Source organism: Reticulibacter mediterranei (assembly GCF_016587455.1).
The window spans coordinates 1,152,204-1,170,636 of record NZ_BNJK01000002.1 but is presented as its reverse complement, the minus strand read 5'-3'; the positions used below and the strand labels follow the sequence as shown (position 1 = coordinate 1,170,636).

Genomic DNA, 18,433 nt, shown 5'->3' with positions numbered 1-18,433 from the left:
ACATCAATCAAACCAGGCATCCGTCCCTACGATGACATCAGGGACGGGTGCCTTCTCGATGGCTACATCGGCCCGGCTACGGCAATCAAATTGCCCTCCGGGTCCGTGAAGTGACCTACGGCAAGGGTGCCCTCCGGGTTCTTTTTAGGACCCATCCGACGCGTCCCGCCGAGGCTCTCGGCTCTTTGGAGCGCAGCCTCTACGTCAGGAACGCCGACGTAGAAGATAACATGCGCTTCGTAATCCCTTCCCCCACCGATGCCGCCTGGAATGCCGACGCCATCGCTCGTCGTATTGTGGTCCACACAGCCGTAGTTTCCTGGCTCGGAGACCGCCTCCGAGACCGGTGTGCGCATGTCGAACGTCCATCCGAAGAGGTCTCCGTAGTAGCGACGGAGCTTCTCCGGGTCTTTCCCGATAATCTCGAAATGTACTACTGGTTGTCCCATGATGTGTCCTTTCTGTTGCGCGCCGATAGCCGACGCCTCTGCATGATGCTTCAGAATCCGCCTACAGGGTTCTCTGTGTCCAGACAAAGAGGAAATCAAGATTCTTGAGTACAAACGGATTGACTTCCACATTCCTCCTCACACGTTTCGAGTAAGCCAGGGATGCTACCGTGTTCCTCATCAGGCGCATCCAGTGTTATGACAGGTTGCGACCGAATGCCAACGATGGCAACGATGGCCCCCAGTGCTGCACCTGCTGCTATCACGAGTATCCCGGCGTGTAAACCACTCAGTTGAGCCGTTACCGATAAAGCTGAAGGCCCTCCAACACGATGTACTGAAGGTGTCCAGGCAGTGACCACCGTTGCCGCGAGTGCCAGGAAGAACCCCGCACCCGCCTGTCCCAATGTTCCTTGCAGACCAGAGGCAAGACCCTGTTCCGTCTGCTTCACGGAGCTTGTGGCTGCTGCTGGCAGTGTGGGCAGGCACAGTGCCATGCCACAGGGCATAGTGAGCAGTGTGGCTGGCAAGATGAGTCCCACGTAGTCGAAGGTTTCTCCCGCTCTCAAAAAGAGCACGATGCCGCTCACCAACCCGAGCATGCCCAGTCCCGCAGTGAGCTTCATGCCCAGCCGATTCATGAACCAGGGGGCGACAAACTGGGAAACTGGAATGGCAGCGATGGCCGCTGGTAACAACGTCAGACTCGTGTCAAGGGGAGAGACGTGCAGCACATTTTGCAGGTAGAGCGTGTAGATGAACAAGAAGCTAAAGTACGAGCCCATCGTAAACGAGACTATACACGCCGCGCCCAATGTCCGAGACCGGAAGAGCCGCAAGGGCAGCAGGGGAGCTTTGGACCTCCATTCAATGAGAAGAAAAACCACCAGGAAGGCGAGTGCCAGAGCGAACAGCCCTGTCGTTTTCAATGGAGTTGATCCCTCCTCATTGGCCTGAGTCATTGCATAGACTAGCAGCAGCAACCCTGCCGTGACCGTGAGAGCGCCTCCTAGATCGTAGGAGCGCGTCCCTGTTTGCTGTTTCCCCTCATGTATCACAACGGGGGAGAGCAAAAGGATCAAAAGGGAGACAGGGACATTGACAAAGAACACCCAATGCCAACTGATGAATGTGGTGAATATCCCACCCAGGATTAACCCACCGGCAAAGCCCGCCCCTCCTGTGGCGATAAAGATGCCCAACGCCTGGTTGCGTGCCTTCCCTTCTGGAAATGTGGTGGTAATGATAGATATTGCCGCTGGCATTGTCAGGGCTGCGCCTATACCCTGCCCTCCACGTGCCAGAATCAACACCCACCCGCCGTGAGCCAGTCCACCTACCAGTGAGGCGAAGCCAAAGAGGGCCGCGCCAAGCAGAAATATGCGCCGACGACCAAACAGATCAGCAGCACGTCCTCCCAGCAACATAAAGCCGCCATAAGTCAGGATATAGGCTCCTGGAACCCATTGAAGTTCTATCGTTGTCAACTGGAGATCGAGCTTGATCGCGGGCAGGGCCACATTCACGATAGACACGTCAACTGCGTCCAGGAAGACCGCCATGCTTACAATGACGAGTGCCACCCAGGCTCCCCACGTTGCTCGCAGCTCTTGTTGCTCAAAACGGTTTTCTTGAACCGAAGCACGCTTCATTGGTTTCTCACTTTCTTCTGGCAGAGACTTCCATCCTACTATTCTCCCCGCCTCTTCGCGGAACACAGCGTTGAGCGTGGGCAGAAACTCCCAGTATTTGACGGGAGGAAGCATGCCTTTTTGCTCGTCAGGCACTGGTTACTCCTCTACTATGGGCCAGATCTCGATCACAGGATGGTCCGGTGCGTGAGCAACTGCCCATGCCCTGGCGAATTGCAACGCCTCATCCAGGTTGGCTACCTCGATCTCAGCCACCCCGCCAATCACTTCCGTTCCCTCAAGGAACGGGCCATCAGTCACGAGTGGTTTGCCTTTCGCGTCAGCATGAACACTGGTGACAGTATGGGGCAGATGGAGTCCATAGATCCATCGGACCTGGGAAGGGCCATGCTCTTGCATCCACTGACGGGTCTTGGCTCGTGACTGGATGCGCTCCTCCTCAGAGAACGCCTGCCATGCTGCCAACTCTTCTTGATTGGCACAAAACAACAAAAGGTATTTCATCGTCTCTTTCTTTCCGTTCTTGAAATGGCTTTTCAAAGGATGTGAAGCATTCCGCCTTTATACATAACGACGAACAGACACGGTCTGAAAAGGACATGAATGCTCCGAAGATGGATGTCGCGTGGCAAACTGGAGAACGTAGGAGACACGAGGAGAAGCATGATCTGTCCCATGAAGCTCGACATCCGCAGACAAATGGGCCTCGCCTCCGAGCATTCTTCTCTGCTAACCTGATGGAGAGAAACAGTAACGCACGCCGAAGAGAAAAAGAGGAGTTCCATCTCGCAATCGATAGATTTTTCCAGTGATCCTCGTCCTACCTCTACCAAACACTCCGCATGAGTGTGACAAAATATCCTTCACAGACCATTTTGAGTTGATAGGCGAGAGAAAGATCCTTCTACTCCTTACTCAGATTGTTTCGTGAAGGATAAATTGGCAGTTCCTTCTTCGATGTTTATGAGGGAGGAAGTATGAATGATGCGATGATGTTTCTACTCGCGCAAATGGTACACGTCAAGCCGCCACGTAGGTATGATCGCTCTTCCCAAGCCGACCGAACTGGCGAGAGCTTTTTCCTTTTAACTTAAATCCCTCTGTGAAGGATATTATGCCGCTTCCATTTTGAAGCATATGTGGGTCCTTATTTGCCACTGTATGGGTAAATTTGCACATATCCCTGCCTCTTGTTGCGCATCAAAATAAATTCTCTCTTCAATGGATAGCCCTTTAAGTCGTTACGCATCTCTTCTAGCAACTCTGGCATCATCTTTTCTATTTTGCTAAAAACCGCCAACTTTGCTGCCTCATGTTCATTACCCGTTTCTGCAATGATTTTCCATGCTCGCAGTAGCTCAATTGTGTATTTCTGTGAGTCTGAGTCAATGAGTTTGGCGCACGTTCCGCAAAGCCAAATGCCGTTGTGAGCTGATCCTCTTTCCTGAGCGGATAAAGTCGGATCATACCTCTCGCCTCCTGGAGCCGCAGCAGTTATGTGGGCGGCAAAGCCGATATTTACCGCCTTGTTCTCATCAGAATGGGCCATAGATGTTTCTTTTTGACATGAGGGATTGGAACAATTGCCTCGCGCCCGTTTGAACAAAACATCTTTGGTCCTTGGTGAAAAATCATCTCGCATATGAAGGTTTCCCTTTCTGTTTGCAAAGAGCCAACGCTTTGCACCGTAATCTCATCTAGATAATCTGTTATTAAGAGCAATTAGCTGGATTTCAGTAGAAAGTTTATCAATGAAATCTATTGAGGTATTGAAGTATCAGAAAATCTATATGCATTTAGGTAATTGATAAGGACATCAACAAAGAATGGTATTATTTCTGCAAAATACTCATGCGGCCTACCCTCGAAGCTTCTATTCTTTCATTAGAAATATTCATACCCCTCGTCTCTATTATGCATGAGGCACTAATCAATTCCCTTATTTTTACTGCAAATCTTCTCAACTTCATCTAATATCTTAGCTAAATCACGGTCAAAAAAATTTTTCAATTGCTTTTGTGGTGAAGCCAGAGGATTAGCGCTATTACCGCTTCAACTTAGCATATCTCCGCTTTTGCGAGGGTTTACTATTAGGTGTGCTCTTTCCCATTTAGGTTCGAGTGGTTTCGTCCGCCAATGGCTCTGATAGATATTTGAATCTTCAAATAGCACATAATTTATATATTTTTCAACAATATCCTCAAATGCGTGTATTTCTTCATCTCCAATGGATGGATTTGTTACTATTACCTGTGTGTTGTTTTCCCCGTCATGAACTGAATTGTTTCTCATTTCTCTGAAGTGAGAAATCGCTTTTATATCGATATTCTTTGTGGTCATATTTGCTTGAGTAGCAAGTGTTTCAAATCGCTTCATGAGCGGTGGACTTTGCTTGCTCATAAGCTGGTCAAAAAAAACAAGCAATTGTTCCTGTTTCTCTCCACCATGCTTAGTAATTAAACTTCGTATCTCTTTGGCATTTTGCCTCATGTCCAAAGGCATTTTACTTTTTACACCTTTAAGAAGCATTTCAAGCGCAGTAAAGAGAGCATTAAATTTTGAAATAGTGTCTCGTTCTGCCCATGCTCTCATCAACCATCCTAAAATCGTTTCCTTCCACTGCTGCGCCAATTCATTTTTGACACCGCTCTTAGTAAGCAGTGATGAGAAATGCTCCATCTGCTCAATTCCTTGAGCACTCATCTGAACGGGTGCTAAACGTTCGACCGTAGTACCAATGATAGACATCACAAAACTATCATCGAGGATAGCCACAAAGTTTTCATTTAATAGTTCCATGACAAATTGCCGATGAAATTTGAGGCCAATGATACCACCGACAAGATCAGCAATACGACGATAGACAGCAGCATCATTCTCTACAATTTTGAGGACTTCAGCTCTTGCTCTCTTATTCTGGCAATGAAATGCTTTGGAAAGTGCCTCGCTTATTTCTATATCGCGAAAGCAGCAAATTTCAGTAAAGAAGTGGCGAGGATACGATGATTGTGTTACATCCTCATAGTATGAAGGGGGATTTTTATGGTTTACAATTCCAGGATAAGCATAGTAGTCATCATTTGTTTCAGTGCTAATGCCAAATCTTGGTGTAGAACCTATATAGATTTCTACCTGGAAGATTCCCTCAAAAGGAAACGTGATGTGTATTTCATCGCGCCCTTGAATTGAGCAACCCATCGCATCATACAGTCTACGGTATCCGACTTGTTCGATTGGCATACTGTAATCCTCCTACTACATAATATTTGATATATTCATCTGTATCACCTCAATTCTGGAAATCATAGCACAAAAGCCCCCTGATGTCACGCAGATCCCGACGACAATCACAGTATTTCTCTCCACAGCGGGCACGTTTCGTCTGTGGAGTCGAGAACTGGATCTGGGATGAAGCGAGGGGAGTGCGGCAATGTGGTGGTGACTAACACCTCCATGCACAACGGCTACGCCATCAGTAGCTCCGGGCTGACGGCAACGTTTCTGATGGTGACGCCTGAAACACGCTTCAGAGGGAGAGCGGCAAGCCTCAGACGAGAGACAGCAAGATGTTCTCTGCTCTCCCCCTCATCGCAGCGGATTCACGTGTTTCTGCTCGCTCGGCAACACAGAATATGCGCTTGAAGGATGGGAAGAGATGCACTCCTGTTGAACAAACGCGTGCAGCTACGTACCAATTGCTTCTGCTAGGAGACGCTGATCTTTTCTGCTTTGTGGTCCCTTCCAACGAAATGAGAGATCACTTGATTGAGTTCTACTTGTACCATATGTGGCAGTCAAGAAGAAGGTGGAGATCTGGGTGATGAGTGCCTTTGTCCTCATGGATGCGCCATTGCTCTATTGACGACTATACATGTTATACTACACATGGACAAGGCAAGAAAGTGACAAGGATACCATCGAAAAACTACCGATTTTCTTTACTAGAAAATCAGCGTTTCGTTTCATGGAGGAACAGAGGCGTGTTGCAAATTGGCATCAAACTCCCACAAGAATGGCAAATCGAGCAGATCGACGCGATAGTCGCCTATGAGACGATGACGCGGGTGGCCCAGGAAGCAGAAAAGTTAGGCTTTACATCAGTTTGGCTCAGCGATCACCTCTTCTCGGATGCCGCACCTCATCCAGAGGAACGCCTCTATTTTGAGTGTTGGACCACCACCGCCGCACTCGCTCGCGATACCAGCCGCATCCACATTGGGCAACTTGTGACCTGCAATAGTTTTCGCCCTCCGGCTCTGTTGGCAAAGATGGCAAGTACCGTCGATGTGTTAAGTCATGGCCGACTTGTCTGTGGGATTGGAGCAGGTTGGTACGAACGGGAGTATCATGCCTATGGCTATCCCCACCCGGATCCTCCTACGCGCCTGCGCCAGCTTCGAGAGACCCTCCAGATTCTTCAAGCTATGTGGAGGCAACAAGAGGCGACATTTGAAGGCAACTACTATCAGATCCGAGGAGCGATCAACCAGCCCAAAGGAGTGCAACGCCCGCATATTCCGCTTCTTGTTGGCGGCAAGGGGGAACAGGTCACACTCAAGCTGATCGCTCGTTATGCCGATGCCTGTAATTTCACGCATCCTTCGTCCGAAGAGCTGGCACACAAATTCGCTCTCCTCAAAGCATATTGCAATGCCATTGGCCGAGAGTATCACCAGATTCAACGCACCATCTATGTCAATGGGTTTCTGGCACCTACTGACGCCGAAGCTGAAGAGCAGGTCTCCCGCGCTCACAGCAAGTTTTCTGTCGAGCATGTGCGTACACGAGGGCTCCTGGGCAGCCCTCAAACGGTTCGTGGGCGACTTGAGGAGTTGGAGCAAATGGGAGTGCAAGAAGTGATTGTGTTCCTGCGTGATGCTCACGATCTGGAATCGTTACACCTGCTGGCACAAGCTGCTCACCTGGAAAAGGGTGTTCACCATCTGCCATCCACACAGAGATGAGACGTAAGTGGAGGCAATCCTTCAATTAAGATTGCGGAGGAAAGACCTGGGCAAGGAGTTTTCCTAACTGCTTGACTTCTATGTGTTTGCTGTAGGGACTCAGGCGCAATTTGTTATAGAGTGCATTGACCCGTCCCAGATGGGCAGTGGCATGTACTTGCTGACACTCGCAGAAGGCACCGAGGGCATTCTCGGTGGCTGTGTGATAATCTCCCTGGTCGAAAGCGGCTTGTGCGTAAAAAATATGTGCCCAGCCTCGTCTTCGGGTATGCATTACTCCAGGCTTGAGTTGTTCCAGGTCATCAAGTTCGTCGATGGCCTTTTCCGGTCGCTGCAACGCGAGAAAGATTTTTGCTCGACCTAAGTGCAGACGACGGGCATCCATCCCTTGCACGTCACCATGAAGCAGAACCTGAGTATAGAAATCGTCACGGCTCTGCACACCCACAAAGGGTTCTGCCTGTTCTATCAGCTTGAGAGCGATCATTTCATCCATTGGCGTGCTCCGACTCAGTGCTTTGGCACGCGCCATCTCGCAGTAGAGAATACCTTTGAGGGATGGACTGGCTTGAGGGAGAGTACGCTCAAAGTCCATGAGGGCTGCGTCGAGCTTTTCTTGGGAAAGAAAGACTCTTCCCTGTTTAATGTGATTGCCAAAGGCTCCCCAGGCAAGATTGACAATGCCACGAGTATAGTGCGAGGCAGCGAGCAAATACCGCGCAGATGGATCATTCCCCATGATTGTACCCACGATTTTTGCGCAGCGCACGCTTTCGTTGGCAAACAGATATGCTTGCTCAAAATTGCCTCGATCTCGCTCAAGCGTGGCAGCCAGGCGGTAGTAACTATTGAGGATCTCGCTCACTTGCCGGCGCAGGTCCCCTTTTGCCGTTTGTTGAATGACTTCCAATGTACTAATCGCCTCCTTGAGATCAGGAAGGACATCATGGGCGGTTTGTGCATAATGCAATTTCCAGAACAACTGGGCATCTTTCTGATGGCGTTCCAGGTCAAGATGGGTGTAAGTGAGTAGGGGAGGCGTCTGAGTGGCGGTAGGGGGGCGGTAAAGCACGATGTTGAGTGACGCCAGACCAAGCAGGCAGGCAGGAATCTCAAGAAGCTCAGCCAGGATGCGACGCCTAGTAATATCTGTTGGGACTTTGTTTTGCCGTTCCATTTTGAAAATCCATCTGGCAGTAATAGGTGTGTGAATGGCTTGCCCATAGCGTTGAGCCAGTGTTTCGGCGCTCATGTTCTTCCTACGCCGGTAATGTCGAATCACCTCACCTGCGTGCGGCCAGCCATCTGCTTGCATGGGAAAAGGACCATATGCTCCCTGTTCTCCCCAAAAGATCATCTCACTTGTCATTATATCCTCCACATGCCATTCGCCATGCTCTTGCTCTTACTGCCTTTTAGTATACAGGAAAAGAATGCCTGAAGTTATCTTTTCGACGACAAGTGAACTTGCAGGTTCAGGGGAAAAGACAAAGCATTATACTCATGCACTGAAGGAGTGCCGAGATTACAAAAACAAAAGACTATTGTTTGCCGCTCTATATAAGGAAGTGATGCATTTTGATAGTAGCAAAAAGTGGAAACGTTCTCGTGACACTGAACTATGTTTACAACACCTACGAGTAGAAGGATACCAGCGCACTGCTCATTCAATCATCGAGAAGAGGCCGCTCCTCTTTGTATCCAGTAGCTTACCAATGAATAATGCGTTGTCTGAGTTCTGCTATGTATTTGTCGTCGGGCCAAAGGGTACTCATCATCTCATAGGCAGTGAGTACCTCGCCAAATCGCTGCTCACTCTTGAGCGTCAGCGTTGCCTCTAATCCTGCTTCCCAGAGCTTTGCCGAATGTTCCTTATCTTTCTTTGGCAGTTTCAGCGAAGCCTGAGTCAAAAAGTTGATTGCTTGGGGGCGCGTGTCCTTCGAGAACGATGTTGTCTTGAGCTGGAATGTGTCCGGGTCGATCACCTGCGAGATCGTCTCGTAGGCGGCTTTTGCATCTCCATTGAAGTAACGTGTTCGCCCTTCAAAAAGGACCAAAAGATCCTTGTCCCACGCTAAATAAATTGGTTCATCTTTCCGAGCGTACTGATAATATAAACTCGCTAGATGGACATCACGTTCAGCGTTGGCTCGTTCGCCATTAACTGCTTGATAGAGAGCTGCATCACCATAAAGAGCGCTTTGCATCAAGGCCGGTATCTTGATCTTTGCTTGCTCTGCCTCTTTTGAGAGATGCACCGTTGCGAGTGCTTGATGCATCGCCAGCCGATGCTGCTGGTTTCCAAAAAGCATCCAGGTGAGTCTGGACGAGGCTGCAATCTCCATGATCTTATCATTGCTTTGCCCAGCATAGAACATGGCTTGTTCTGCGTACTTCACGGCTTGCCTAGAATCATACAGGTGGATGGCAATGCCTGCTTTTTGGATGTATGCCTGTGTCACGAGACGAGCTGCAACCGTCCTATGCTTCGATGAGTTCTTCACGATAGCTTTCAATGATGGCAGATAGGAAGAAAGCGCTCGGGATGCTTCTGCAATTTCCGTCGCATTGCCTTTGATGAGTTGCTGACATGCAGTGATGCCAGCAGTGCATTGCCTGAGAATCTCCTCGGTTGGTTCTTCGACAATGTTGGTTGGCGAGAGGTGATGCAATGCCAGCGGCAGACCGATGAGCGCGAATACCGCTTCCTGCATTGCTTCCCGGCGTGAAATCTTATTATTCATGGTTTCTAGTTCTTGCTCTATCTTTGAGCCAAGATCAATGATTTCCCGGCTTGATATCGTTGTTCTTCCATTTACTAACGCTATAAGGCGAATAGTCACCCCCTGTCTTGAGAGCGAAGCGAGCGCGGTATGGTTGTCCTGGTCCTGTTTTTTCTCCTGACGACGGCGAGCTAAACCTAAATCGTCCTCTGACGATGCTCCTAGAACTTCCATGAGTCGCCACTTGTTCCGTCCTTGCGGCATCGATTCACCATGTTCCCAGCGTCGTATGGTGGCAACATCCACGTTGCACTGTTCTGCAAGCTGATCTTGTGTCAGCCTTTTTTTTTCGCGTGCCTCAATCAACTTTGCCCGTAGCATAACCAACCTCTCTTCTCTACTTGGTTGCGTCAAGAACATCGTACCATCATTGACATTGGTTTACAAGATTTTTGCGCGGTTTTGCATGGTTGTAATAAAAATGCACGGTTTTGCTCTGTATTTCCCATTGAAGGTAAAGTACTATACTTCATGGGTCTTGTCGCTTCTGTAGGCGCAAGCGACAAGGAGAGTGATGTGTTCGGTTCTCTATCCCCATAGAACCGTATTGCTTTCCTACGACTGCATAGCCAGGCGTGGGCTTCACACCTGTTCGCTGCCTGGCCGCGCTTTCAATACGATGTACAGCATCATATTTGCACAGCTTGAGACAACGGACGGTACAAACATTTCTTGGATATTCGTGCAATACCAGTGATCGCTTTTTTGAAGGGTTATCCTTAACCAACAATAATGAACTTGTAAGTTCAGTTAGAGAAAAAATACGCTTTCTATGAAGAAAAAGATGCTATGCTTGCACCAGAGACAGAGATAGAGAATTATCTTTTTCCCTGTGAATCTTGCATTGGTTTCATCATTTCCTAATCGCAGGATGCTATGCAAAACGAAGAAAAATCTCTCTGTTGAGTAAGAGCTATTATGAAAAGGGCAAGAGTAACATGGAAACGTGTCATGCTTTATCTACAAGTGCATCATTTCCTGGGCAAAAAAGATGTAATCGGACAGGGGGAGAGTGCTGCTGCAAGGATTGGCGATCCCTCCTTCTTTGGATGCTCCACCTCGCAATCGGGGTGATAAAACAAGACGTGCAACAGAGTTCTTGCATTCCTGATGAGTTGCAGGAAGCTATCATACGTGAATACCAGAGAATCAATAACAGATGTTCACATCTCTATGTCAGCGCGCGCCACGAGATCTGGAGGCAGCAATATCACCAGATTGAACTGTATCGGGAGCAATTGATCGATCTCGTCGGGGAATACCAAGCGGATGAGCTTCTTCTGTCTCTCTATTTTGGGAGTGAACCCAGGAAGCATTATGGGTCTGGAAGCTCCTCGATCAAATCGTGGATACTGACGCCTATAGCCGCTGCGAGCTTCTCTAAGATCTCTGTACTGGCTGATCGGTGGGGATTACGCCAGAGGCGTTTCACTGTGCTAAAGCTCACATCTGATCTGCGCGACAGTTGGCTCATATTCAGGCCATGCGCTTCGGCCACTTCTTTCACTCTTAAACGAATCATGCTTTTGCTCTCTCATTTCTCGCGCTCATTCTAGCAAAAATAGGGTAGTGACAAAATTAAGCAAATCTAAGTAATCTCATTTGACTAAGCAATCTTGAATGGTTCTCGTTCATTGATCTGATCGGTTGGTTGAGGAGAAGCGAACAGAGGCCCTATCGCAATAAGTGGAAAGGGTGAGATGAAGCCGCAAGAGAAAAAGGAAGCAAACGGCGAGAAACAACACAGCAAAAAGGCCATCACCATTGCTGCTCCGAAAGAGGAGTGGAAGGATGTGGAGAGCTTGATCAGTCCTATCGACAATAATGTAAGGTAATGAAGCACTTTACTGCCAAACTGGAGCGGCTCATCCGTTTCCAACAACGGTTGACACAAGTAACGGGGGGAAACCTCCTGACGATTATTTCATCTCGTCCATGTAGCAGAGGGAATGTATGAAAGAACGCACACGACTGATCGATCCTGAGAATGTGGCTGAGATGGCCCGCTGCATCAATTGGGAGGAGGTGTTGAGAGAGGTGATAGGCGGCTTGTGGCCCAATGTGATTGAGACATCCCCCATCAAGATGGTGCTGGATCTGGGATGTGGTCCGGGACAATGGGCCACCACCGTCGCCTTTGAGCATCCTGAGATCCGCGTGATCGGGGTAGACTCATTGAGGGAGCGGGTCCAGTATGCGCGTGAATGCGCACGGGTTCAGATGCTCGCTAACGTCACCTTTACCATGATGGATGTGCTGCATCCTCCACTCGCGTTTCCTGATGGCACGTTCGACCTGATCAGCGGCAGGTTCCTCTCTGAACTGCTCGATCGTGCCTCCTGGCCCCAGGTGCTTGTCGAGTGCAGGCGTCTCTTGCGCCCAGGTGGGGTGCTCTGTCTCGCGGAGGAGGAGGTATCTGTTTCTAACAGCCTGGCCCTGCAACAGATCTACAGGAGTCTCTATCGTCTGCGGGCCGATGAACGGCACACCTATGCAGTGGATCGGTACTCGGTAGGGATCTGTCCGGTGCTCCCTGGGCTGCTGAAGCAAGCCGGGTTCTGTGACGTTGCCAGTCGATCCTTCCATCTGGATAGCTCGGCACACGCTCCGTTGCACCTGGCCCTGTGCCAGGATCTAGAAATACGCTTAGCCTTGCTCAAGCCCGCTTTGCTGCGCACTGGGATCATGGAGGAGACCGAATATGAAGCGTTGCATGAGCAGATCCAACTCGATATGAGAAACGAACACTTTGCGCAGATGGCCTTTGGCTTACAGGTGTGGGGGTCTGCTCCTGCTCGCGCCACGACATCTGCTGAGGCGGAAAGGCGAGAACTGATCGCTCTCTGACAGTTCTCACCACTGCATCTCAATCAGAAAGAGGAGAGAAAGGTATGCACGAGCACAGAGCGAGACTGGGAAATCTGTCTGAAGGGAGTCTGTTGGTTGATGAGCGCTTTCTGCGCCAAGTCGCTACCTTCTACTACATCGAGGGCAAGACCCAGGAGAACATTGCCAGCCTTCTGTCTTGCTCGCGACAGACTATCAGCCAAGCGCTGCACAAAGCAGAAGATCGAGGGATCGTGCGTATTGCTGTGCAGCCAGAAGAGCGGGTCGGCTATCTTCATGCCCTGGCCCGTGATCTGCGTTTTCGTCTTGGCTGTCAGGAGGTCATTCTGGTGCCAGGCAGCTACGTTGAGAACGCAGAGGCCAACGAGGAGGTCGTGACGGCCCTCGCCGATGCGACCGCCCTCTATCTGGATGACCAGTTGCAGCACGGGGATGTGCTGGCTGTCACCAACGGGAAGCGCATCTTGAAGCAGTTCCATCACCGTCTCATGCCGAGCAAATACCTCCCTGATGTCCGGGTGGTCTCTACCACGGGCTTTACAGAGACTCGTGCTTTGCCCAAAGCAGATGCCAATGTCATTGCCGACATCATTGGCAATGCCTATAGAGGCCGCTCTGCCTGGCTGCCTATTCCTGCGCTTGTCCATACTCAAGCGCAACGGGAACAGGTCCACCACCTGCCATTGGTGAGAGACGTGCTGGCCGTTCTGGAGCAAGCCACCCTGCTCTTGATGGAAGTTGGTCCGGTCGATCTGGACCATGATCTGGTGAAACAAGCCATGCTGTCTTCAGAGCAGATCATGGCCTTGCAGCAGGCTCATCCAGTGGCCGAAGTGAATCACTGGCTTTTTGATGCAGCGGGACGCTCTCTCCATGAACTGCTTCCCTATGCGGTGACAGGGCTAGAGATCCCGCATCTCACACGCCACCCTCTCACCATCCTCGTTGCAGGAGCAAGTCGAGCGTGCTTATCAGCAATTCAAGCGATCATCAATACAGGCTTCGTGGATGTTTTCATTACCGATCAAATGACGGCTTTCTTTTTGAACGAAAGAGGAGGATGCTAATGGGAACGCTTCAATTTCGCGTGGAAAAGGGACGGGTACTGGTTCCCGTTGGGATTCCCTGTCCATTCGGTTGCAAGTATTGTTATACCCGCAGTGGGGAAGTGGGACCGCCACGCGTCACCCCCCAGGAGATCTTGCGGCAGTTTCAAGCGTTCGCGCTCCTGCATCATGCCGCGTTTCACACGATTCAACTGGGTTACGATAGCGATCCGTTTGCCTATCCAGAGCGCGGGATCGAGCTACTGCACGGCCTGTGTGCGCTGGGCAAGCATCTCAATCTCAGTACCAAAGCCTGCATCGAAGGAGAGGCGCTGAGAGGACTGGCAGAGGTACGCACACATCTGGCCTCACATCTGGTCCTGAGCGCATTGGTCTCTTTGAGTTGTTGGGAGTCGGCACCCACTGTCGAGCCACACACGCCGACGCCTGCCCAACGGATGCTCACCATACGCAGCCTCAAGCGCATTGGCGTGCCTTCGCTTGTCGCTGTGCGTCCGGTGCTGCCACATATTCCCGATGCTGAGTACGAACGGCTCTTTGATGAGGCCATACAAGCAGGCTGTGAGGGTTTTATTTTCGGTCCTCTCTACTCTGATGCAGAGGAACGCTTCGTCCGGTTCGTGCCGAAGGAAGCATTGAGCACAACGCCGGGGCGTCTGGTCGTCGTTCCCTGGTCGGCACATGCCCCCACCTGGACGCGCTATGAAGACGAGGCACGTATGCAATGCCTTGCGGCTCTTGCTACAAGTAAAGGTGGACACGTCTTCTGGTCGTCTGCTCTTGCTGTTGCGAGTCTCTCCAAGCAAGAGACACTGCTGGAAAAAAGACCAGCTGGTTCAGATCCAGACCGGCTGGTTGGTGGGATCGCCCTGTATCAAGGGCCAGGTGGTATGCAAGCTTTTTTTGATGCGAGAGGCACTTCTTGAGAAGGTAGAGCAATGGAGTAACGTAGGAGGTTGTCATGAAGAATGGCTATATTCTTGACCCTGAAGATCCAAGTGAGTTGGTTCGGCTTCTCAACCTGGACCGAGCCATCACTGCCAGTATGGGTGGTCCACTGGCAGGTGGCATTGCTGAGATACAGCCGCTCAAGAACATGCTAGATTTGGCCTGTGGTCCTGGGGGATGGGCGTTAGATGCGGCCTTTGCCTTACGTAAGCGGGAGGTGGAGGTGGCTGGCGTCGATATCAGCACCCCAATGATCGAGTATGCCAATGCCCTTGCTCGTACCCAATTGCGCACCAATGCCTCTTTTGAGGTGATGGATATTACCCAACCCTTAACATTTGCTGATGGAGCCTTCGATGCGATCAACGCTCGCTTTCTAGTTGGCATCCTCAAGGGCCGGTCGCAATGGGAGGCGTTGCTGGCCGAAGGTGTGCGACTGCTGCGGCCTGGCGGCATGATCCGTCTGGTGGAAAGCGATGGGCTGGTCATCTCCACCTGCCAGAGCCTCGCCCGTCTTCAGCAGAGCTTGAACCGCAAGATGCATGAGCGCGGCTATGGTTTTTCGTCCGATGGTGGGCAGACATTAGGGATCACGCCGGTCTTGCCTCATCTGCTGCGTGAGGCTGGGTTTCAGCAGATTCGTCTCACGCCCTTTGTCTTTGATGGGTCGCAGCCCAATGGGGCATGGATGACCTGTTTGCGGCTCTGCGAGTTCACCTATTACCTCGCGTTGCAGCAGGGCTTGCTCGACGACATGGCGCTGGCTGAGGGCGAAACGGTTCCCCTGGTCATTGAACACATGCTTGCCGACATCAACGCGACCGCTTTCGGGTGTCTTACCTATGGGCTGATGGTCACTGCCATGCGCCCTGAATAGAGAAATGAAAGGAAAAGGAGGACAGTCCATGTGAGGGATGAGGCTGCTGGCAACTCGATGGAGAGTTCACTTCCACTCCATGATCTCATTGATTTGCTCACCGAGCAAAAAAAAACGGGAACGCTTGAAGCGACTTTCATGCTTCAACAACGAGCATTCCGAGGACGATGTATTGCTCAAGTTCAGATGAAGGAAGGAATCATTCAATCTTGTTTGCTGAGCAATCAAGAACTGGGGATGAAGATTGAGGGCCAGCAAGCCCTCAATCTTCTCTACCAGCTTCGACAAGAAATTACATGGACGCTTGGATTTGGCAGTGCTGAATCGAGAGAGCCAACACCGTTTGATAGATCTGAGAACAAGAATGCTCCTCTTTCAGCGTCTTTTGCACCTCGCAAAGTAAGAAATCTGACCCTGGAAGAAAGCCTGATGCTTTCTCGTAAAAACATCAATGTATTTCAACTTATCGATGGAAAGAGGAGCATTTGGAAGATCGCGCAACTCAGGAATTTGCGATCAGAGGAAGCTGAAGCTATTTTGCATGATTTGCGAAACCATGGGTTAGTTGAATAAGAAGGAAATGTAGATGAACACGGTACATAAGCCAACATCTCGCTCAACCGCCCAATGGGCGCATGAGCGTATAGGAGAGCATCGATTTCGGAGGTATGAGCAGTTTTTCGCCTGGTGGTTTCGCTTTGCTGCTCCGCCCGATGCAGGTGCAGAGGCAACGGATCGCCAACGCAATGCTGCACAGAGAGGAAGATCTCTCAGTCTTCTTCTTCTCTTCTTACTTCCGATCATGGTTGGCGTTGGGATCATGGGTCAGATCGGAACCAATCCCCAGATTTTTTGGACAGCGATTGAGGTATCAGCGGTCGTTGTCGCATGTATTTTCATGAATCATCTGGGCAAAACAAAAAAAGGTGCCTATTGGGGGGTGAATGTCAGCGGCATTACGCTGGCTGTCTCCATCAATATAGGGATGTATCTTTCTATCTTAAAAGCGCCGCATGGAATGAGCCTGGATGATAAAGATATTCTGTATATGCTCTTTTTTTCGGAAATGATATTTGGGATCGCTCTCCCGGCTCCCTGGATTCTCGTTCCCTTGATATGCAATCTTGCCTTTTCGTTTTTTCAGATCTTCTTTGGACACCATACTCCAGAGCTAAACACTTTACTGGCGTCGAGTCTGTGGATAGTCCTTATTCGGATTGTGCAATCTCATTCCTTTCCGCTGGCAAATATTCTTTCACTTGCCTTCACGACGCGAGAGAGTCAGGATCGTGCGAATTATACAGCAAAAATGGTGCAATTTGAACATAACATGGTTCTAAGGGAGCAAGAAGAGAAAGAGAAGGCAAAGAAGCAGGCACAGCAATTAGAGAAAACTGCTCACGTCATTATTCAAGCGAACAAAGGCGATTTCTCTGTACGCATGCCTGTTGAATTTGAATCATCATTGATGCAGCTTGCTGGTCCTCTCAATGCCTTGATTGGTCAGCTTCAACGCAGCCAAGAAGTTGAAAAGCAACTTCGTGCTTACCAAGAACGGGAAGAAGAGGTACGCTTGCAATTGCATCACCTCGCGAGACTGAGAAAAGAAATAGATTCAACTCTTCAGGTCATCGAAGCGGCAGAGAAGGAGGGCAAGCCAATACGCCTGATACTCGGCGGAGGCACCCCTCTAGAGTCGCTTCAACGCATCCTCAATGGCAAGACACTTCAGAACGCGTCCCTATTCAAATAACCTGAGAAAGAAGGAACTAGCCGATGTCGTGGAATTCCTTTATCGTAGAGATGATGGAGCAACTTTCCCCTCTCTACGATCATCTGAGCAAGCAGATGGAACAAGACCCGGACATTATGGCATTTGAGGCATTAGTGCAACGGCATCAGCCCTGCCCTATTACCTTTTTTGCGGCGGTCAATGCGCTGTTGCTGCGTGATCGGCAGCATCCACTCGCCAAGTATTACCCCTATATGACCGATGTTGCCCAACCAGCACACGACGCGTATCCAGCCTTTCGGCATTTTTGCCTGATGCATCAGCAAGAGCTACGGGCAATCTTGCCTCATTTCCGCTTGCAAACCAATGAAATTACGCGCTGTGCGAACTGGCTGCCAGCGCTTGATATGGTCTTTCGCTGGTTCGGGAGAAAGCCGATCTCCCTGGTGGAACTGGGGTGTAGTGCAGGACTCAACCTGCTGGCAGATCACTACAGCTATCGGTATCGCATTGCTGAGGGACCTGGGAATGAAGCGTGTATCGGCAACTCATCTGTGGAAATTGCCTGTACACTGACAGGGGGATTGCTCCCTCCTCTTCCAACAAAGATGCCAGTCATTGCACAGCGGTTTGGCATTGATCTGTTTCCCATCGATATTGCTTCTCCTGCACATGTGCGCACGCTCCTGGGTGCGATCTGGCCGGAAGAACGAGGGCGCTATGTGATCCTCAAAGAAGCGATTGCTCAAGCCCAGCAATTGCCAGCCGTTTCCATCCTGCAAGGAGATGCAGCCACCTGCTTGCCAGATATCATCGAGCAGATCCCTCAAAAGCAAACAACGTGTATTCTCCATAGTTATGCGCTCCGACAAGACGACCCTTCTGTATTGCCACGTGTTGAGGATGTTTTGAAAGCGGCCTCAAAGGAACGCACCATTTCTCAGATCTCTCTGGAAATTGAGAAAGACAAATGGGACAAGCCGAGGCTGGAACTCTTCATCTACCGGGGAGGTGACCTCTTTTTTCATCGGTGGCTGGCGACCTGCGAAGTGCATGGGGATTCCATGTGCTGGCGGGTTCCGGTGGAGCAATTGGGGTAAGAAGAAGGCGTGCC

At 50.3% G+C, this 18,433-nt stretch carries 17 protein-coding genes; 9 read left to right on the top strand and 8 right to left on the bottom strand.

Annotation, left to right across the window (positions count from 1 at the left end; translation table 11 throughout):
• Positions 1 to 62: 62 nt before the first annotated feature.
• The 5 genes from K3T83_RS43605 to K3T83_RS43585 all read right to left on the bottom strand — a co-directional run bounded on the left by K3T83_RS43605 (position 63) and on the right by K3T83_RS43585 (position 5,341).
• Entirely contained in the window at positions 63 to 449 is a 387-nt protein-coding gene (locus tag K3T83_RS43605) for a VOC family protein (RefSeq protein WP_220209416.1), read from the bottom strand.
• A 95-nt stretch (positions 450 to 544) separates the two neighbouring features.
• Positions 545 to 2,236 (bottom strand): MFS transporter, encoded by a 1,692-nt coding sequence (locus K3T83_RS43600; protein WP_220209415.1) that lies wholly within the window; start codon positions 2,234 to 2,236, stop codon positions 545 to 547.
• A 3-nt stretch (positions 2,237 to 2,239) separates the two neighbouring features.
• On the bottom strand, positions 2,240 to 2,605 hold the full coding sequence (locus tag K3T83_RS43595; protein ID WP_220209414.1) for a YciI family protein: 366 nt from the start codon (positions 2,603 to 2,605) through the stop codon (positions 2,240 to 2,242).
• Between the two features lie 643 nt (positions 2,606 to 3,248).
• Positions 3,249 to 3,743, bottom strand: a complete 495-nt coding sequence (locus K3T83_RS43590) for a hypothetical protein (RefSeq protein ID WP_220209413.1) — start codon at positions 3,741 to 3,743, stop codon at positions 3,249 to 3,251.
• A gap of 410 nt (positions 3,744 to 4,153) precedes the next feature.
• Positions 4,154 to 5,341: a hypothetical protein gene (locus K3T83_RS43585; protein ID WP_220209412.1), complete on the bottom strand. Its 1,188-nt coding sequence runs from the start codon at positions 5,339 to 5,341 to the stop codon at positions 4,154 to 4,156.
• 740 nt (positions 5,342 to 6,081) lie between these two features.
• Here K3T83_RS43585 and K3T83_RS43580 point away from each other — a divergent pair.
• On the top strand, positions 6,082 to 7,065 hold the full coding sequence (locus K3T83_RS43580) for an LLM class F420-dependent oxidoreductase (protein WP_308441722.1): 984 nt from the start codon (positions 6,082 to 6,084) through the stop codon (positions 7,063 to 7,065).
• Positions 7,066 to 7,090: 25 nt separating this feature from the next.
• Here K3T83_RS43580 and K3T83_RS43575 read toward each other — a convergent pair whose 3' ends face one another.
• The 3 genes from K3T83_RS43575 to K3T83_RS43565 form a co-directional block, all read right to left on the bottom strand.
• Positions 7,091 to 8,434, bottom strand: coding sequence for a helix-turn-helix domain-containing protein (locus K3T83_RS43575; protein ID WP_220209411.1), 1,344 nt, complete (start codon positions 8,432 to 8,434; stop codon positions 7,091 to 7,093).
• A 340-nt stretch (positions 8,435 to 8,774) separates the two neighbouring features.
• The gene (locus tag K3T83_RS43570) at positions 8,775 to 10,169 is read right to left on the bottom strand and encodes a helix-turn-helix domain-containing protein (protein ID WP_220209410.1); all 1,395 of its coding nucleotides are present in this window, start codon (positions 10,167 to 10,169) and stop codon (positions 8,775 to 8,777) included.
• A gap of 994 nt (positions 10,170 to 11,163) precedes the next feature.
• On the bottom strand, positions 11,164 to 11,370 hold the full coding sequence (locus K3T83_RS43565) for a helix-turn-helix domain-containing protein (RefSeq protein WP_220209409.1): 207 nt from the start codon (positions 11,368 to 11,370) through the stop codon (positions 11,164 to 11,166).
• Positions 11,371 to 11,548: 178 nt separating this feature from the next.
• Between K3T83_RS43565 and K3T83_RS57455 the strand changes: the two genes are divergently transcribed.
• The 8 genes from K3T83_RS57455 to K3T83_RS43530 all read left to right on the top strand — a co-directional run bounded on the left by K3T83_RS57455 (position 11,549) and on the right by K3T83_RS43530 (position 18,419).
• Positions 11,549 to 11,683, top strand: a complete 135-nt coding sequence (locus K3T83_RS57455) for a hypothetical protein (protein WP_268963566.1) — start codon at positions 11,549 to 11,551, stop codon at positions 11,681 to 11,683.
• Positions 11,684 to 11,801: 118 nt separating this feature from the next.
• Positions 11,802 to 12,695, top strand: a complete 894-nt coding sequence (locus K3T83_RS43560; protein WP_220209408.1) for a class I SAM-dependent methyltransferase — start codon at positions 11,802 to 11,804, stop codon at positions 12,693 to 12,695.
• 44 nt (positions 12,696 to 12,739) lie between these two features.
• On the top strand, positions 12,740 to 13,762 hold the full coding sequence (locus tag K3T83_RS43555; protein ID WP_220209407.1) for a sugar-binding transcriptional regulator: 1,023 nt from the start codon (positions 12,740 to 12,742) through the stop codon (positions 13,760 to 13,762).
• Positions 13,762 to 14,688 (top strand): radical SAM protein, encoded by a 927-nt coding sequence (locus K3T83_RS43550; RefSeq protein WP_236065202.1) that lies wholly within the window; start codon positions 13,762 to 13,764, stop codon positions 14,686 to 14,688. Before K3T83_RS43555 ends, K3T83_RS43550 begins: the two co-directional genes overlap by 1 nt.
• Before the next feature lie 35 nt (positions 14,689 to 14,723).
• Positions 14,724 to 15,587 carry a class I SAM-dependent methyltransferase gene (locus tag K3T83_RS43545; RefSeq protein ID WP_220209405.1) on the top strand — a complete coding sequence of 288 codons (864 nt, stop codon included), beginning with the start codon at positions 14,724 to 14,726 and terminating at the stop codon, positions 15,585 to 15,587.
• 57 nt (positions 15,588 to 15,644) lie between these two features.
• On the top strand, positions 15,645 to 16,160 hold the full coding sequence (locus K3T83_RS43540; RefSeq protein ID WP_220209404.1) for a hypothetical protein: 516 nt from the start codon (positions 15,645 to 15,647) through the stop codon (positions 16,158 to 16,160).
• Between the two features lie 13 nt (positions 16,161 to 16,173).
• Positions 16,174 to 17,340: a hypothetical protein gene (locus K3T83_RS43535; RefSeq protein WP_220209403.1), complete on the top strand. Its 1,167-nt coding sequence runs from the start codon at positions 16,174 to 16,176 to the stop codon at positions 17,338 to 17,340.
• Between the two features lie 23 nt (positions 17,341 to 17,363).
• The gene (locus K3T83_RS43530) at positions 17,364 to 18,419 is read left to right on the top strand and encodes a DUF2332 domain-containing protein (RefSeq protein WP_220209402.1); all 1,056 of its coding nucleotides are present in this window, start codon (positions 17,364 to 17,366) and stop codon (positions 18,417 to 18,419) included.
• Positions 18,420 to 18,433 lie beyond the last annotated feature (14 nt).

Excerpts from the sequence above, each read along its gene's own strand:
- K3T83_RS43550 (WP_236065202.1), top strand. The coding sequence starts at position 13,762 with ATGGGAACGCTTCAATTTCGCGTGGAAAAGGGACGGGTACTGGTTCCC.
- K3T83_RS43605 (WP_220209416.1), bottom strand. The coding sequence starts at position 449 with ATGGGACAACCAGTAGTACATTTCGAGATTATCGGGAAAGACCCGGAG.
- K3T83_RS43560 (WP_220209408.1), top strand. The coding sequence starts at position 11,802 with ATGAAAGAACGCACACGACTGATCGATCCTGAGAATGTGGCTGAGATG.
- K3T83_RS43540 (WP_220209404.1), top strand. The coding sequence starts at position 15,645 with ATGGAGAGTTCACTTCCACTCCATGATCTCATTGATTTGCTCACCGAG.
- K3T83_RS43530 (WP_220209402.1), top strand. The coding sequence starts at position 17,364 with ATGTCGTGGAATTCCTTTATCGTAGAGATGATGGAGCAACTTTCCCCT.
- K3T83_RS57455 (WP_268963566.1), top strand. The coding sequence starts at position 11,549 with ATGAAGCCGCAAGAGAAAAAGGAAGCAAACGGCGAGAAACAACACAGC.
- K3T83_RS43535 (WP_220209403.1), top strand. The coding sequence starts at position 16,174 with ATGAACACGGTACATAAGCCAACATCTCGCTCAACCGCCCAATGGGCG.
- K3T83_RS43595 (WP_220209414.1), bottom strand. The coding sequence starts at position 2,605 with ATGAAATACCTTTTGTTGTTTTGTGCCAATCAAGAAGAGTTGGCAGCA.
- K3T83_RS43590 (WP_220209413.1), bottom strand. The coding sequence starts at position 3,743 with ATGCGAGATGATTTTTCACCAAGGACCAAAGATGTTTTGTTCAAACGG.
- K3T83_RS43575 (WP_220209411.1), bottom strand. The coding sequence starts at position 8,434 with ATGACAAGTGAGATGATCTTTTGGGGAGAACAGGGAGCATATGGTCCT.
- K3T83_RS43585 (WP_220209412.1), bottom strand. The coding sequence starts at position 5,341 with ATGCCAATCGAACAAGTCGGATACCGTAGACTGTATGATGCGATGGGT.
- K3T83_RS43570 (WP_220209410.1), bottom strand. The coding sequence starts at position 10,169 with ATGCTACGGGCAAAGTTGATTGAGGCACGCGAAAAAAAAAGGCTGACA.
- K3T83_RS43565 (WP_220209409.1), bottom strand. The coding sequence starts at position 11,370 with ATGATTCGTTTAAGAGTGAAAGAAGTGGCCGAAGCGCATGGCCTGAAT.
- K3T83_RS43545 (WP_220209405.1), top strand. The coding sequence starts at position 14,724 with ATGAAGAATGGCTATATTCTTGACCCTGAAGATCCAAGTGAGTTGGTT.
- K3T83_RS43555 (WP_220209407.1), top strand. The coding sequence starts at position 12,740 with ATGCACGAGCACAGAGCGAGACTGGGAAATCTGTCTGAAGGGAGTCTG.